The 16140-nt window shown below is 47.1% G+C and carries 13 protein-coding genes; 8 read left to right on the top strand and 5 right to left on the bottom strand.

The genetic code is table 11. The features are described 5' to 3' along the window. The first annotated feature begins 3 nt into the window (after positions 1-3). Together BC351_RS32680 and lpdA are read left to right on the top strand one after the other, a co-directional pair. Positions 4-1305: a dihydrolipoamide acetyltransferase family protein gene (locus tag BC351_RS32680; RefSeq protein ID WP_079418953.1), complete on the top strand. Its 1302-nt coding sequence runs from the start codon at positions 4-6 to the stop codon at positions 1303-1305. A 4-nt stretch (positions 1306-1309) separates the two neighbouring features. Beyond that, a complete protein-coding gene (gene lpdA / locus BC351_RS32675; RefSeq protein ID WP_079418951.1) occupies positions 1310-2725 on the top strand; it encodes a dihydrolipoyl dehydrogenase in 1416 nt (471 codons plus the stop codon). A gap of 98 nt (positions 2726-2823) precedes the next feature. Here lpdA and serC read toward each other — a convergent pair whose 3' ends face one another. From serC to BC351_RS32655, 4 genes are all read right to left on the bottom strand, one after another. Further along, positions 2824-3915, bottom strand: coding sequence for a 3-phosphoserine/phosphohydroxythreonine transaminase (gene serC / locus BC351_RS32670; RefSeq protein WP_079418949.1), 1092 nt, complete (start codon positions 3913-3915; stop codon positions 2824-2826). Positions 3916-4226: 311 nt separating this feature from the next. Then, positions 4227-5618, bottom strand: a complete 1392-nt coding sequence (locus tag BC351_RS32665) for an ABC transporter substrate-binding protein (RefSeq protein WP_079418947.1) — start codon at positions 5616-5618, stop codon at positions 4227-4229. Between the two features lie 86 nt (positions 5619-5704). Further along, positions 5705-6526, bottom strand: a complete 822-nt coding sequence (locus BC351_RS32660; RefSeq protein WP_079418945.1) for a carbohydrate ABC transporter permease — start codon at positions 6524-6526, stop codon at positions 5705-5707. Then, positions 6523-7482: a carbohydrate ABC transporter permease gene (locus BC351_RS32655; protein ID WP_079418943.1), complete on the bottom strand. Its 960-nt coding sequence runs from the start codon at positions 7480-7482 to the stop codon at positions 6523-6525. Before BC351_RS32655 ends, BC351_RS32660 begins: the two co-directional genes overlap by 4 nt. 204 nt (positions 7483-7686) lie before the next feature. Here BC351_RS32655 and BC351_RS32650 point away from each other — a divergent pair, with 204 nt between their 5' ends. From BC351_RS32650 to lplT, 4 genes are all read left to right on the top strand, one after another. After that, positions 7687-8418: a glycerophosphodiester phosphodiesterase gene (locus tag BC351_RS32650; protein WP_079418941.1), complete on the top strand. Its 732-nt coding sequence runs from the start codon at positions 7687-7689 to the stop codon at positions 8416-8418. A gap of 117 nt (positions 8419-8535) precedes the next feature. Next, the gene (locus BC351_RS32645) at positions 8536-8922 is read left to right on the top strand and encodes a VOC family protein (RefSeq protein ID WP_079418939.1); all 387 of its coding nucleotides are present in this window, start codon (positions 8536-8538) and stop codon (positions 8920-8922) included. A 264-nt stretch (positions 8923-9186) separates the two neighbouring features. Next, positions 9187-11364, top strand: coding sequence for an AMP-binding protein (locus tag BC351_RS32640; protein WP_144028596.1), 2178 nt, complete (start codon positions 9187-9189; stop codon positions 11362-11364). After that, a complete protein-coding gene (gene lplT, locus BC351_RS32635) occupies positions 11361-12536 on the top strand; it encodes a lysophospholipid transporter LplT (protein ID WP_079418937.1) in 1176 nt (391 codons plus the stop codon). The genes BC351_RS32640 and lplT overlap by 4 nt, the downstream gene beginning before the upstream one ends. 67 nt (positions 12537-12603) lie before the next feature. Here lplT and BC351_RS32630 read toward each other — a convergent pair whose 3' ends face one another. Next, positions 12604-12813 carry a hypothetical protein gene (locus tag BC351_RS32630; protein ID WP_079418935.1) on the bottom strand — a complete coding sequence of 70 codons (210 nt, stop codon included), beginning with the start codon at positions 12811-12813 and terminating at the stop codon, positions 12604-12606. A 207-nt stretch (positions 12814-13020) separates the two neighbouring features. Between BC351_RS32630 and BC351_RS32625 the strand changes: the two genes are divergently transcribed. Further along, on the top strand, positions 13021-14781 hold the full coding sequence (locus BC351_RS32625) for a methyl-accepting chemotaxis protein (protein ID WP_079418933.1): 1761 nt from the start codon (positions 13021-13023) through the stop codon (positions 14779-14781). A gap of 795 nt (positions 14782-15576) precedes the next feature. Beyond that, on the top strand, positions 15577-16014 hold the full coding sequence (locus BC351_RS32620) for an OsmC family protein (protein WP_079418931.1): 438 nt from the start codon (positions 15577-15579) through the stop codon (positions 16012-16014). Positions 16015-16140 lie beyond the last annotated feature (126 nt).

Raw genomic sequence — 16140 nt, 5'->3', positions numbered from 1 at the left:
CACGTGGCATTGTTTGAATACAAGTTTCCAGAGCTTGGTGAAGGCATACATGAAGGCGAGATCGTTAAGCTGTTGGTAAAAGCGGGCGATACCGTAACTGACGAAACGATTCTTATGGAAGTACAAAACGATAAAGCGGTTGTTGAAGTGCCTTGTCCAGTTGAAGGAAAAGTCGTTGCTGTTTCCGTAAAAGAAGGACAAGTGTGCAACATCGGCGAGCTTGTGATGACGATTGAAGTAACAGGCGAACTGCCTGCGGAATCCATGCATCACAAGAGCGACAGCGCAGCGCCTGCTGCCCCTGCGGCGGCAGCACCAGCTCCGGCAGCAGCGCCTGCAGCAGCTGCTGCGGCACCAGCGGCCGCGCCAAGCGCGGGCCGCGAAGTGCTTGCGACGCCTAGCATCCGCAAGCTTGCAAGAGAAAAAGGCATCACACTCGCAGAGGTGACGCCTACAGGGAAACACGGCCGCGTAACACGCGAGGACGTGCTTGGCTTCAGCGGAGCGGGCGCAGCCGCGGCTCCGGAAGCTGATACAGCTGCGACAGCAGCAGCTGGTGCAGCGGCACCTGCGGCGGCTCCGCAGCAGGTTGTCGTGGGCGATCGCGTCGAAGAGCGGATTCCGTTCAAAGGAATCCGCAAAATCATCGCGAACGCCATGGTCAAATCCGTGTACACAGCTCCGCATGTGACACTGATGGACGAAATCGACGTGAGCGCATTAGTCGCTTTGCGTGAGCGCACGAAGCCGCTTGCCGAGAAAAAAGGCGTGAAGCTGACGTACCTGCCTTTCATCGTGAAAGCCCTGGTTGCCGCTTGCCGTCAATTCCCGGTCATGAACGCCATGATCGACGAAGAGAAGCAAGAAATCGTCTACAAAAAATACTACAACATCGGTATCGCAACAGATACAGAAAACGGCTTGCTCGTTCCTGTTATCCATGATGCTGACCGCAAAAACGTATGGTCCATCGCCTCTTCCATCAAAGATTTGGCTGTTCGCGGACGCGAAGGCAAATTGGCGCCTACCGAGCTTAAAGGCAGCACAATTTCCATCACGAACATTGGTTCTGTTGGCGGTATGTTCTTTACACCAGTTATCAACTTCCCTGAAGTTGCGATCCTGGGCGCTGGACGTATCACGGAAAAACCTGTTGTGAAAAATGGGCAAATCGTTGCCGCATCGGTTATGGCGCTTTCCTTGAGCTTCGACCACCGTATAGTGGATGGAGCAACAGCACAAAGCTTCTTGAACTACATCAAACAGCTTCTGGCTGATCCAGAGCTTCTTGTCTTGGAGGTGTAACAGCATGGTAGTAGGAGATGCTTCTTTAGATATTGACTTGTTGGTCATCGGTGCTGGTCCTGGTGGTTATGTAGCGGCAATTCGCGCTGCTCAGCTTGGACAAAGCGTTCTGATTGTTGATAAATCGGACTGGGGCGGCGTGTGTTTGAACCGCGGCTGTATCCCATCCAAAGCGTTGATTTCCGCGGCTCATACGTATGAGCATGCCCAGCATGCCGACAGCATCGGTATTTCCGTGGAAAACGTGAAGGTTGACTTCGCGAAAGTACAAGCTTGGAAAAACAGCATTGTAGCTAAGCAAACAGGCGGCGTTAGCGCGCTGCTCAAAGGCAACAAGATCCAAACGTTCCAAGGCGAAGTGATGTTCATCAATGAGCACGAAGCGCGTGTGTTCAATGACGCAGAAGCTCCTCGCTACCGCTTCAAGCATTGCATTATCGCGACGGGTTCCCGTCCGATCGAGCTTAAGGCGTTCCCTTACGGCGGAAGAATTATTTCTTCCACCGAGGCGCTGAACTTGCCAGAAATTCCGAAAAGCATGGTCGTTATCGGCGGCGGCTACATCGGGATCGAGCTTGGCCAAACGTACGCGAAATTCGGTACGAAAGTCACTGTGCTTGAAGGTTCTGACCATGTGCTTCCAGGCTTCGAGAAAGAATTGACGAAGCTTGTTGCCCGCAACCTGGAGAAAGTTGGCGTTGAGGTTCATACTGAAGCGTTGGCGCAATCCTGCACGAAAACAGACAACGACGTAACAGTTACTTTCACTGTAAAAGGTGAAGAGAAGCAAGTTACTGCGGACTATGTGCTCGTAACGGTTGGTCGTCGTCCGAACACGGATGGTGAGCTTGGTCTTGATCTTATCAACTTGAAAATGACGGATCGTGGTTTGATCGAAGTCGACAATCAAGGCAGAACAAGCATCCCGCACATCTTCGCTATCGGTGATGTTGTTCCTGGTCTTTCCTTGGCACACAAAGCTTCTTATGAAGCTAAAGTTGCTGCTGAAGCTATTGCAGGCCACTCCAGCATCGTAGATTACAAAGCTATGCCAGCTGTTGTATTCTCGGACCCGGAAATTGCCGGAGTAGGTCTAAGTGAAACGGAAGCCAAAGCGCAAGGGATCAATGTAACGATTGGTAAATTCCCTTATGCGGCGAACGGTCGTGCAAACTCTTTGAACGCGGGTCAAGGCTTCGTGAAGCTTGTCGGCGACAAAGAAACAGGTCAGCTGCTTGGTGGTCAAATCGTTGGCCCAGAAGCTTCCAACTTAATCGGAGAGCTGGCTCTTGCCGTTGAGATGGGCGCTAATCTGGAAGATATCGCACTTACGATCCATGCACATCCAACATTAACTGAAATGATTATGGATGCAGCGGAAGGTGCGCTTGGACACCCGATTCACCAACTGGGCAAATAACAAACATTTCCCACAGGTTTCTACTACCTTTAGATAAAAAGTCCCGAGAGCTTGGCCTTGGCCGCTCTACGGGACTCTTTTTTTTGTTGCGAGCGCGATCAACCGTATTTCCGGGCAAAAGCTTTCATGAAATCAGCCAGAGCTTGGCAGGCTTCAAGCGGTACCGCATTATAAGCAGAAGCTCGCATGCCTCCGACACTTCGATGTCCCGCCAAGCCTTCAAAACCGTTCTCGCGGGATTCTTGAATAAAAGCTTTTTCAATTTGCTCGCTAGACATGCGCCAAGTGATGTTCATATCGGAGCGGTCCTTATGGGCTATCAAGCCTTGGTAAAAACCGCTGGTTCCGTCAATGATGTCGTAAATCAATTTGGCTTTATGCTTATTCTGCAGCTCCAAAGACGCTGCGCCGCCTTGCTGGAGAGTCCATTTCAAGACAAGATTCATCATATAGATGGCGTGTACTGGCGGTGTATTGTAAAGGGACTGATGCTTGGCGAACGTCTCATATCGCATAATTTCTGGGATTTGTGTGGAAGCTTGCTGAAGCCATGTTTTGCGGACGATGGCGACGGTAACTCCGGCAGGTCCCAGATTTTTTTGTGCGCCGGCATAAATCATCGAAAACCGCTCAAGATCGAGCTGTCTGCTTAAGATATCACTAGTCATATCGGCTACCAGCGGCGTGCTGCCAACCTCTGGAATCTGTTGAAAGCGAGATCCTTCAATGGTGTTGTTCAGGGTGAGATGGAGATAGGCAGCATCAGCTGTCAGCTCGGTTTCATGCAGGTCAGGGATGTACTGCCAGTTCTGGTCCTTGGAGCTTGCGGCAATTTGAGTCTTTCCGAGATAGGCTGCTTCTTTATAGGCTTTTTCGGCAAAGCTGCCAGTTAGAACGTAATGCGCTGTCTGATTGGCAGGCAAAAAATTCATTGGCAGCAGCGCGAACTGTGTGCTTGCCCCTCCGCCCATGAAGAGGACCTCATAGTCGCTTGTTGGCAAATTGAGCAAATGAAGGAGCAGTTGCTGCGTTTCTTGATTGAGCTGTTCGACTCCGCGGCTGCGATGAGACATCTCAAGCAGAGAGATTCCGGTTCCTTGAAAGTCTACGAAGGTTTCTTGGGCTTCTTCAAGCACCTCCAACGGCAGTGCAGCCGGTCCTGGATTAAAATTATACAAGCGTTTCGTCATGTCTTGTTACCTCCCGAATGTGTTTTATTCTGAAAACGACAAAAAACGCCCTCATCCGATTGGGACGAGGAGCGTTTGCTCGCGGTGCCACCCAATTTAAGAAACACTCTGGTGAATGCTTCTCCACTTGGTTCCGCGGTAACGGGCGGTGCCGGTTAACTTAGAAGGACATTGCTTTAGGATGGCAAGGTCCTTCTTGGCGATAACGCCTCCGAGTTGGATTCTCTTCATAGGCACGATCATGTTATGGATATTGATATGAAGTATATGCGGATTGCGACGAAAAATCAATAGGTTAATTAGTGCTCAATTTATTTTACCGTTTTATTATAAGTGGCAATTTTCTCCGTAATACTCTTCGCAGCGCCGTCAAGCGCGTCTTTTGGTGCTTTTTTGCCAGTCAAAGCTTCTTCGATTGCCGTTTCTACGATTTGACGGGCTTCCGGGAACACACCCATGACTGCGCCTTGTGTCGCTTTGTTGGCTTTCGTGTTGTGCAGTTGGTCAATAGCTGTTTGGAATTGCGGGTATTTGGCCAAGTTGTCCTTAACGAGCTGCTCATCATATGCTTTTTTGGTAATTGGGAAGTAGCCTGTGTTTACGTGCCACCATGCTTGCGTTTGAGGATTCGTCAGGAATTTGATGAATTCCCATGCGCCTTTTTGCTCAGCTTCGGATTTGTTGTTCAAGATGTAAAGGCTTGCTCCGCCAACAACTACGCCGCCATCTTTGGCATCTGCTGGTTTCGGCAGAGTGCCTGTGCCCACTTGGAATTTGCCTTCAGCACCGCTCACGATACCGCGAAGGGAAGCTGTGGAGTCCAATGTCATCGCCACTTGACCTGCCAAAAATGCTTTTTTGGTATCATCGGTTTTGCGGCCAAGGTTTGCCGAAGTTTTGTTATCGACCATGTCTTTCCACCATGTCAACGTCTTAACGCCAGCTTCATTATTAACTAATGACTCTGTTGCGGCAGCCGTACGGCCGTTTCCGTTGTTAAGGTATTCTACACCTTGATTCGCAAAGAATTGTTCCATGAACCAGCCGTAAATGGCAAAGGAAGAGCCGGATTTGCCGTCCTTGCTTAACGCTTGAGCGGCTTTGGCAACATCTTCATATGTCGTTGGCGGTTTCTCAGGATCAAGCCCCGCAGCTTTGAACATATCTTTGTTGTAATAAAGGATCGGGTTGGAGGTATTGAAAGGCATCGAATACAGCTTGTCATCAAATTTATAGTAGTTCAAAATGTTATCTTCGAGCTGGGAAAGATCGAATTTATCTGCGTCAACAAACTTTTGTACCGGTGTAATCGCCTTGGAGTCGATCATGAAACGGGAACCGATTTCGTATACTTGAATGAGAGAAGGACCACTTTTGGTATCCATTGAAGCTTTCATTTTATTCAGGCTTTCATCATAAGTGCCTTGAAAAACGGCCTCAACTTGTACATTTTTCTGGGAAGCATTGAAATCGGCGACCAATTTATCGACAGCTTTGCCAAGCTCACCGCTCATGGAATGCCACCAAATGACTTTGACTGGCTCGGTTGATTTTTTTGTATCAGCAGTTGGAGTGCTTGTGGAGTTTTTCGTATCTGCCGTGCTGCTTGTTGTCGTAGTTTCAGCCTTGCCGCATGCGCTAGTCAGCAAGACCATGAGAGCGGTCATGGCGATCGCAGAGGTTCTCAATTTCAATGATTTCATTTTTTTGATTCTCTCCCTTAGTTTTTCTTTATTTATGGAAATCTAGATCAGCAAGAATACTGACTAGAGAAGCCACCAGACATGAACTAGCCTTTCAGTGCTCCTGCCGTAAGTCCGCGAACCAGCTGTTTTAAGCCAAGCACGAGCAAAATGAGGGAAGGAAGCAGGACGATCGTTACACCCGCCAGAACTAAGTTCCAAACGGTTAATTCTTCGAATTGCAGCATGGCAATACCGATTTGGACCGTACGCATGGATTCGCTATTCGTTATGAGCAGCGGCCATAGGTACATGTTCCAGGCATTCAGGAAAGCATACACCGCCAATGTGGCGAGTGCGGGGCGTCCAAGAGGAAGGACGATTCGGATGAACATGCGAAAGTGACCACAGCCATCGATCCGTGCTGCCTCGAACAGCTCTTTGGGCAGCTGCAGGAAGAATTGCCTTAGCAGGAAAGTGCCGAAAGCCGTTGCTAAGAAGGGAACTGTTAAGCCCTGCATGCTATCGAGCCAGTCCCATTTTTTGACCATCAAATAGTTCGGAATGATCGTAACTTCCCACGGAATCATCATGGTGGCCATGAAAAGGGCGAAGATGAAAGCTTTTCCCTTGAACCGAATATTGGCAAAGGCGTAGGCCGCCATGCTGGAGGTTATTAACTGTCCGACCATAATGATGATAGACACGATGAAGCTGTTGCTAATAAACTTGCCGATGGGCACAAGCTTAAAAACGGCGAGAATACTGCCTAAATAGAAGCTGCTTGGCAGGAAACGAGGCGGATAGGCAGACGCTTCTCCGGGAGTCATGAACGCAGCAGAAAACGTATAGAAGATCGGATACAGCACCAGCGCAGCGCATATTATCAACACGAGATAGACGAATGTATTTTGTAAACGAGTGGTCATTGATAATGCACGTTCCTTTCAAAAACTTTAAATTGCACGAAGGTGAAGATGAGGATGATTGTGAACAAGACCAGAGCTTGGGCACTCCCCGTCCCGAACCGGAAATTGATAAATGCATCCTGATACAAGGAATATACGAGCACATCTGTGGAATTTACCGGACCGCCTCGAGTCAAAATGTGAATTTGTCCAAAAGATTGAAAAGCGCCGATGATGGAGACAATGGTCACAAAAAATACGGTAGGCGAGAGCAGGGGCAAAACGATTTGAACAAAGGTGCGAATCGGGCCGGAGCCGTCGATTTTGGCACTGTCATAGATGTCATCCGAGATGCCTTGCAAGCCGCTGAGCAGCACAATATAGGTGAAACCAAGATTCATCCAGACCGTCATCATGGAAACAGAAAGCAGCGCCCATCTTGGATCTGTCAGCCAAGCAACCGGTTCTAGCCCAACAAGGCTGAGCAAGTAATTCAGCATGCCAACACTTGGATGGAACAGCATCATCCAGATGACTGCCGAGGTGCCTACGGATAGTACAACGGGCAATGAAAAGATAAATTGAAAGATACGCATGCCTTTTAAATGATTATGTGTAAAAGCAGCTAATATAAGAGCAAGAATGATGACCGTAGGAACGGTTAGCAAGGTGAACAGGCCGGTTACCCCTAAGCTTTGATAGAAGCGTTCGGATGTGAAAATGGCAGTGAAGTTATCGAATCCGACGAATGAAGCGATCCGTCCCCTTGGATCGGTTTCGTGCAAGCTCAAATAAAAAGTTTGAATTAAGGGGTAGAACAAAAAGACAGCAAACAGCAAAAGGGAAGGAAATAGGAAGACATAGCCAAGGAGCGTTTCTGTCCAATTCCGGTTTATGGCTGTACGGAGAGGCTGCTTTACTTTCGCAGTTGTTTTCGTTGTTGATGCATATGGCAAATCCCTGTCCATCGTATTCATTTGTAACGCCTCCACGAACATTATTCGACTGGTACTACGCTTCTTAGCTTAACCTTGCTTTATTTGACCAATGTTAAATACATGTGGAGGAATTGTAGATTTTTCCTCGAATTTACATAACTTTTACGTATCTCGACTGGGCATGGCAGGTTGTTTCAACTATAATTTGAGCTATATGAGTATATACGTTTAGGAGTGAGGACGATGCAAACACAACATCCGATCATTATTGGACATCGCGGTGCGGCTGGAGAAGCGCCGGAAAATACATTAGCTTCATTCGCATTGGCACTAGAGCAAGGGGCAGAAGGTATCGAACTGGATGTGCACTTAACAAAAGACGGCGAAATTGTCGTCTGCCACGACCCTTCCGTCGATCGCACGACGAACGGATCCGGTTTGATTATGAATCAAAGCTGGGGAGACTTGAAAGCACTGGACGCGGGGCTTTGGTTTTCGGAAGCTTATACCGGAGAACGTATTCCTTTATTGCGTGAAGTTTTTGAACTGGTGCCGCGTGGACTTCTTATTAATGTAGAAGTGAAGCATGCCTATGAAGGTCGCATGGAGAAGGCGCTGCTGGCGTTTTTGCGAGAAAGCGGCAGACTCGAGGATGTCGTTATTTCGTCTTTTGACCACAAAGTGATTCAAAGGTTGAAGCAGCAAGAGCCTGAGGCAAAGGTAGGCCTCTTGTATGCCGCCAATCTGATCAATCATGCCGCTTATGCCAAACAATTGGGTGTGGACGTTCACTCCTTGCACCCCTACCATCACGGTATTGAACATGAGGATGTTGCAGCAGCCACTTCAGCAGGTCTTGCAACCTATCCCTACACAGTAAATGAGATTGCAGATTATAAAAGGTTAATCACGTTTGGCGTTACGGGGATTATTACCGATTATCCTGCACGACTAAAGGCACTGTTGAAAGCGTAGAGATGAAATGACGCGCTGAACGGCGGAAATTGGGAGATTGTTCATAGGAATATATAAGTATGCCAATCTAGCGGATCATGGTAGAATATGGATATATTCGGTTGGAAGGGGATTCCTATGAGTGAGGTTAGCTTAACCCAAATTGCCCAAATTTCTGTCAATGCAGCAGACATTCCAAGAGCAGTAGCCTTTTATCGTGACACATTAGGCATCAAATTGTTGTTTCAAACTGCGCAAATGGCTTTTTTTGATTGCAGCGGAATTCGTTTGATGATAAGTCTGCCGGAAAAGCCAGAGTTTAGCCATCCGGGTTCCGTCATTTACTATAAGGTAACCGATATCCAACAGAGCTATAAGGTGCTGAGCAATAAGGGAGTAGACTTCCTTAGTAAGCCGCATTTCGTGGCGAATATGGGCAGCTTTGATATTTGGATGGCCTTCTTCCGAGATACGGAGGGGAATACGCTAGCTTTGACGAGTGAAGTTCCCAAAGGAAACGAATAAGAAAGTTCATGATTAAAAATGAGGGCTGATCTCAAGTAGATTTTCTACTTAGGGACAGCTTTTTTTTGTGAATGAGCAGAGCTTAGTTAAGTACTACATAAAGTTAGTACTATCCGTTTACTGGCAAATGCATAGAATGTAATTATGACCAGGTATTAAGAGAAGCCCAAAATGCTAGGCGTTACAAATTCATTTTGCCTAATAAAATGTCCAATTAGCTCGCGTATCCGTTATACCATAGCCTAACTCTTAGGAGGAGTCACGATGATCAAATGGTTGGTAGTTACTCTGTTGAAGCTGTTGTTGCCCTTATTGCGTCCGGCCTTGATGATGAGCTTCCGGGTGAAGTTAAAAGGTTTTGAGCAATTGGATATTACTGAGAAAACGGTGCTTATTCCGAATCATGTATCCTTATTAGATGCTGTTCTGCTCGCGTTGATTCTGCCGAAAGAAGTGGCGTTCGTGGTAAACACCAAGATTGCCAAACGATTTGCTTGGCTGCTCCTTTTTCGGGCTCATATTGCGGTTGATCCTCTGAATCCTTATTCCGTAAGGACGATGCTGAAAACGGTGCAAAATGGCACGCCGTTAGTCGTTTTTCCCGAAGGGAGAATTACTACCACGGGCGGTATGATGAAAGTGTACGGTGGAATTGGCTACATTGCCTTAAGATCGCAGGCACGCATGCTGCCGATTGCCATTAACGGACTGGAGCATTCCAAGTTGTCCTATCTCCGCGGAAAGATGAAGCAGCGTTGGTTTCCTGCTGTAAGCATTGCATGTGGCGAAGCTTTTCAAGTGCCTATGCGTGAACAGCGCTCTAGAAGGATTCAGAAGGAGCAAGCTACCGAAACGATTCGTGCTCACATGCAAAATCATTTGTTGGCAAGCCGCCTGAAGCCAGAGCTTAATTTATTCAATGAGCTGCTTGCTGCAGCGAAAAAGCATGGTTCTTCCAGTATCATCTGCGAGGATATCGTGGGAGACACAGCTCTTTCTTATCGCAAGCTGCTGATCACCACCTACACAATGGCCGGACGTTTGAAGCCGCTGCTCCGTCAGCAGAAATATGTAGCTGTGCTGCTGCCCAATGCAGCGGCGAATGTCGTGACTGTGTTCGCTCTATTCCGCTTAGGTCTTGCACCGGCTATGCTGAACTATTCAGCTGGGAAGCAAGCGATGTTGGATGGTTGCGAAACGGTGTCAGCCAAGACGATTATTACATCCAGAGCGTTCATCGAAAAAGCGAATCTGTCCGATTTTATTGTTAGCGCTAGCAAGGCTTTCACGGTTATTTATCTGGAAGATGTTAAACAGAGTATCTCATTGAGCGATAAACTGACGGGTATATTCGATTATGCAAGCAAAGCGCAAGGGCCTGTCGACGCTGATCTAAACGAGGTTGTCCTGTTCACCTCAGGCAGTGAAAGCAAACCGAAGGGTGTTGTGCTGACTCACCGCAATATCATGGCTAATATTCAGCAGGCTAAGGCGGTTATTGCCTTTAATGCTTCAGATATCGTACTTGGCGCTATGCCGATGTTTCATTCTTTTGGCTTGACTGCGGGAACGATGCTGCCGATTCTTTCAGGAATGAAAGTAGTGCTGTATCCGAATCCGCTGCACTATAAAGTGATTCCGGAGCTGGTCTACGATCGTAATATTACGATTCTATTCGGTACCTCGACGTTTCTATCCGCCTATGCGAGGACAGCGCATCCGTACGATTTTGCCCATTCGCTGAAATATGTGATCGCGGGCGCTGAGAAGCTGAAAGAGGAGGTCAGACAGATTTGGGCTGATAAATTCGGCATTCGGGTGCTGGAAGGCTATGGCACTACGGAGACGGCACCTGTCATTTCCCTAAATACACCGATGAATGCCAAAAAAGGAACGGTAGGGCGGTTATTGCCCGGAATGCAGCACCGCTTGGAAAAGGTAGATGGTATTGAGCTTGGAGGTAATTTGCTCGTAAAGGGGCTCAATGTCATGAAAGGCTACCTCATTCACGGTCAGGGCTTCGTTCCTTGTCCTGAGTGGTACAGCTGTGGGGATGTTGTGCAAATGGATGATCAGGGGTACATCACGATTCAGGCAAGAGTGCAGTCTTTTGCCAAAATTGGCGGTGAGAAAGTGTCGCTGCCGATGGTAGAGGAGCTTGTGACAGCCAGCCTGCCGTCGCCTGCAATTTGCGCAGCTATCAGTGTCCCTGATTTGCGCAAAGGGGAGCGGATCGTCATCTATCATAACAGCGTGGGCGTTCAGCTCCAACTCATCAAGGAAGCGATGAAGCAGCAAGGGCATCCGGCCATTATGATGCCATCAGAACTTCGTTATGTGGAGAAGCTGCCGCTTCTGGGCAGTGGGAAGGTTGACTACGTAACAATCAAACGTACGGCATTGCAGGAAATTCCAGAACCTCAAGGGAGAGAAGCGCTATGACATTGATAAAGAGTCCACTTCAGACACTGTATGTGACACAATTTCTTTCCGCTTTTGCCGATAATATGATTCTTTTCATCACGCTGGCGATCATCAAGCAGAATGCTTTCCCTGATTATTATATCGGGGTTGTGCAAGCCTCGTTTCTAGTAGCCTTCGTGCTCTTAGCCCCATTCGTCGGGGCCTATGCAGATAAAAATGCTAAGTCCCGCGTTCTTCTTGTCGGCAATGCAATCAAAGGCATCGGCATTATTGCTTTATTCCTGCATCTGGACCCGGCTGTCAGCTACGGCATAGTTGGCATCGGAGCCGCGGTGTATTCACCGGCCAAATATGGCATCTTGCCTTCGTTAACGCATTCAGAGAATGAACTTCTGAAAGCCAACGCACGGATTGAAGGCTATACGATTATGGCGATACTTCTGGGGTCTGTGTGCGGAGGGATTTTGGCAAAGGCATCACTTACGGGTTCCATTGTTGCTTGTTTTGGTCTTTACTTCATTTCCTTGATTTTGTCTCTGCAAATACCTAGCATCCCAGGCAATCCCAGTATTCGCTATGTCAAAGAAGCCAAGGATTTTGTTTCTGACGTGACGCTCCTGTTGAAAGACAGAACAACTCGCTTCTCGCTCGTTGGAACAGGCTCCTTCTGGATGACTTCTTCGGTTGTACGGCTCGCTATTATCGCTTGGGTGCCCGCACATTTGGGCATACATTCAGTCGATCAAATTTCGATGCTAGTGGCTATAACGGGCATTGGCATTATGATTGGCGCCTTGATGACACCTAAACTTATTCCTGCTCGTAAATATTATAATTCGTTCGTATTTGGGATTGTGATGGTTCTTAGCATATTGTTGTTTCCGCTCATTTCCAACTTGTACGTGACGATTGGTTTATTGCTCCTGGTAGGCTTCAGCGGCGGTGTATTCATCGTCCCCATGAACACGGTGCTTCAAGATAAAGGACAACGAATGGTTGGTGCCGGGAAAACGATTGCGGTACAAAATCTCCTCGAAAATACAATGATGCTTGCAGGCGTTGGGATCTATACGCAGATATCCAAGGACGGTCTCTCACCTGACATCTCCATTACAGGGATTGCTATCGTTCTGGCGATCTTCGTCAGTTATCTAATTTTACAGCGTCAACGGTTAAAAATAGTTCTTTAGGCGTTAACCCGATAGGAACATCGGCTTGAATGACTTTGTGTGAAGTGAAATTGCCCTCTGCTTCGCATCACGACAATATCGACGACGATACGATCGTGATGCGAGGCAGGGCATATTTGGATAGACCCGCCGTAAGAAGGAATATTGGCAATTGCTGTGAGCCACTCGCAAGTTCAGCCAACATTACGAGCATAAGAATGGGCTCAATTTCATTCCAAATGTTAGATCCTCTGCCATCACCCGAAAATGGGTTGACAATGATTCCGATCAACCTCATGCTATTTTCCCTGTCTCTCTTCTAAAAATAAGCAGCAAATTGTCTTGATTTTTCTTTGGTTTTATGGTGTTTTTAGGCGAAATTTGTCTTTACAGAATGACTGCTTATTTGTAAAATAAACCATAGGTAAATTAATTATTTTCATGTTAGATATGATGTCATCGTAGAAACAGAGAGCATGATGATTTGAGAGGGGAACGGGTCATTTTGAAATTTAACATGAGATTTATGAAAAATGCGAAAAATAGGAAAGCCAACCTGTCCATCCTTCGCAATCTTAAAATCCGCTTTAAACTGATGCTCATGAATGCAATTGCTATTTTGTTCCTCATCATCGTAGGTATTACGGGTTACCACTACATGGACAAGATGGCTGACAATTCTACCAGAATGTACGAGGAAAGTTTGCTATCTGTGAAGTGGATTAACCAATTGAAATCGAACTCGAATGAAACAGAAGCGAATTTACTGGAAATGATGCTGTCCGTAGATGTGAAATATAAACAGAAATTAAAGGCCAAATTAGAGCAAAACTTGTTGAGCAATAATGAGTTGGTCACCAAAATCGGCCGAATTGCTTTAAACGAAGAGGAAGCGATTGCATTCCGCAACTTTGAGGGGCTGAATTTGGCCTATATCAAAGGTATAACGTCAGCTCTTGATCTTGCTACACAAAATAATCAAGTTGCTTACCAAATTTATAATAATGAGGTTTCAGCGCAAGGGAATAAAACGGATGAAGCGTTGAACGCTTTGGTGAAGCTCAAAGAATCTGCCGCCGAGAAATTCCAGGAATCCAGCAAGGCAGACGCGGATTCCTCGCATGTGGTCATTATTTTGACGATCATTATCGCTATTATCATTCTGACAGTGAATGCACTAGCATTAAATATGATTATTTCGACACCGATTCGCAGACTTCAAGAGCATATGGAGAAAGCGGCAGAAGGTGATCTTTCTGTCAATGGCAATTATCCTTACGGGGATGAAGTCGGGAAATTAACAGGGTCTTTTAATGTCATGACAGAAAATTTGCGAAGCTTAGTTTCGCAAATCGCTGACAACGCATTGACCTTATCGGCAAGCTCGGAAGAGCTTATGGCAAGTTCGGAACAAAGCTCCTTGGCAGCCAAGCAAGTGGCCAATTCCAGCCAGCAGTTGTCGGAGGATTTCGAGAAGCAATTCGCTGGCGTAAACCAAGCCAATGAGGCTGTTCATCAGCTGCTTACGAGTACGAAGCTGATTGATGAGTCAGCCTCTGAAGTGACTATGCTCGTCGAACAAGCAACCACTGCGGCGCAAAATGGCAAAAAATCAATCGTATCCATTGCAGGCCAGATGACAGAGATCTCCGATTCCGTGAATGAGGTTAATGCCGTTATTGAGGCTTTAGGCAAAAATGCCCACAAAATTGGCGAGATTGTTAGTGTCATGAATGAGATATCTACACAAACGAATCTGCTTTCTTTGAATGCCGCGATCGAAGCGGCACGGGCAGGGGAAGCGGGCCGAGGCTTCGCTGTTGTTGCTGGTGAAGTGCGCAAGCTGGCAGAGCAATCTGCATCGTCGGCGCGGAACATTACGAATCTGGTTTCTACGATCCAAAGACAGATCAATCATGCTGTGAGCTCTATGCACACAGGAGCCGGCAAAGTTGAAGCCGGATTGGCGATTTCCGTTGAAGCCCAGGAATCCTTCATACATATCGAAACATCGGTAGAGAAAGTTAACGCGAAGGTCGAGAATGTGAACTTGAACATTCACCAGCTCGTAGAAGCGAACGAACGCATCGAGCAAGTGATGGGCATCGTAAGTGCCGTCTCGGAAACAGGCATTTCCGTCAGCCAGGAGACCTCAGCTGCCAGCCAGCAGCAGATGTCGACAACCGAGGAAATCGAAAACTCTGCCAAGTCGTTGGCAGGACTAGCAGAAGCACTGCAAATTTCCTTGCAGAAATTTACGGTGTAGCGTTGGGACCGCAGGCATGTGCCTGCGGTTTTTTTTTGTGGGAAGCGCTGAGTTTCAGCGCTGAGGTGGTGGGGATCGCGGCGGGCAAGGGGGGCTCTAAGCCGAGCAGCCCGTCCAGTTAAGAAGCTGAAATTCAGCCTTAAAGTGGGGGGACGCGCGAAAGAGCCTCCATAAGGCTGAGAAACAGCCTATCATACAGGAGGATAATAACAGATGACAAGAACGATTTGGAGATAGCTCATGTTCATGTTTCGGATCTTGGAAAGGTGGCGTGTTTGTTCCTTCGAGCAGTTCATTTTGAGAAAAAGTTTGACTTTAATTGTATTTTCCTGTATATTATATGAATTGATTGAAATGAACCATATAAACACTTAAAACCAAACCTCATTTACCCCACACGAACGATTAGCGAGAAGAAAGTAACCCCCTCTCCTTGTTTGTTTTTCTCCCAATGATGCAGTAAAATCAGCTCATTTATGGTAAACCCGAGGCAACGTAAAGTGTTTCGGCAGCAGGTGTTTGTTAAGCAATTCGCACTGGCGCGGTCATTGGAGCCGCAAGGATGGAAGAGAGGTAGGGCTTTCATTGTTTTGATTCCAACACATGAATTTTGCAACTTCATAGATATCAATGATAGCTATACAAGCATATAGCTCAACCGAATCGTTTTCGTCCTGAATGAAGGAGCGGAAACGATTTTTTGTTTACTGGTGAAACCACACATATTCCTTTACAATTATAGGAAAGCACGTTGAGCTTCTATCCAATTTGAGCAGAATTGAGGAGTAGTCCACTATGAGTGAGCATCGCTTTGAATTACAAGCATCATGGTCCGGCGGCTTAGACGGCAGTGGTCACATCCGATCCGGCCAGTTGGAGACGGCCATTTCGGTTCCCGAACAGCTGGAGGGTCCTGGTATCGGAACGAATCCGGAAGAAATGTTGTTAGGCGCGGCGGCAACTTGCTATCTAATTACGCTAGGCATGCTGCTGAAAAGACTAGGAATTACAACCATTGCACTGACATCGGAAGTTTATGTGCTGAGCAGTCCTTCGATGAAGGTGGAGAGAATTGTTCACCGCCCTCAGATTGCTGTGCCTAAGGAAACTTCCGAGGAGCTAGTGGATAAAATAACGAAAGCGGCTTATCGCGCCGAACAGACCTGTATGATCAGCAAAGCTTTAAAAGGCAATGTCGAGGTAACTGTTGAACCCGATATATCTCTTGGATGAGTTGAAAGGAAGTAGACGATTTTATCCCTGGAGCATCCAAAGCTATCCCTAGAACGATAAATTAAGGCTCATTTATAATCAATAGTAAGGAATGAAAAAGGCGCCAACACTAAGATGGTGCCTCAT

Origin of the sequence: Paenibacillus ferrarius (assembly GCF_002027705.1) — a bacterium.
Classification (GTDB): Bacteria; Bacillota; Bacilli; order Paenibacillales; family NBRC-103111; genus Paenibacillus_E; species Paenibacillus_E ferrarius.
This window is presented reverse-complemented; position numbering and strand designations above follow the sequence as displayed.

Bases quoted from the DNA above. Each gene is read 5' to 3' on its own strand.
- lpdA (WP_079418951.1), top strand. From the start codon at position 1,310: ATGGTAGTAGGAGATGCTTCTTTAGATATTGACTTGTTGGTCATCGGT.
- serC (WP_079418949.1), bottom strand. From the start codon at position 3,915: ATGACGAAACGCTTGTATAATTTTAATCCAGGACCGGCTGCACTGCCG.
- BC351_RS32665 (WP_079418947.1), bottom strand. From the start codon at position 5,618: ATGAAATCATTGAAATTGAGAACCTCTGCGATCGCCATGACCGCTCTC.
- BC351_RS32660 (WP_079418945.1), bottom strand. From the start codon at position 6,526: ATGACCACTCGTTTACAAAATACATTCGTCTATCTCGTGTTGATAATA.
- BC351_RS32655 (WP_079418943.1), bottom strand. From the start codon at position 7,482: ATGAATACGATGGACAGGGATTTGCCATATGCATCAACAACGAAAACA.
- BC351_RS32650 (WP_079418941.1), top strand. From the start codon at position 7,687: ATGCAAACACAACATCCGATCATTATTGGACATCGCGGTGCGGCTGGA.
- BC351_RS32645 (WP_079418939.1), top strand. From the start codon at position 8,536: ATGAGTGAGGTTAGCTTAACCCAAATTGCCCAAATTTCTGTCAATGCA.
- BC351_RS32640 (WP_144028596.1), top strand. From the start codon at position 9,187: ATGATCAAATGGTTGGTAGTTACTCTGTTGAAGCTGTTGTTGCCCTTA.
- lplT (WP_079418937.1), top strand. From the start codon at position 11,361: ATGACATTGATAAAGAGTCCACTTCAGACACTGTATGTGACACAATTT.
- BC351_RS32630 (WP_079418935.1), bottom strand. From the start codon at position 12,813: ATGAGGTTGATCGGAATCATTGTCAACCCATTTTCGGGTGATGGCAGA.
- BC351_RS32620 (WP_079418931.1), top strand. From the start codon at position 15,577: ATGAGTGAGCATCGCTTTGAATTACAAGCATCATGGTCCGGCGGCTTA.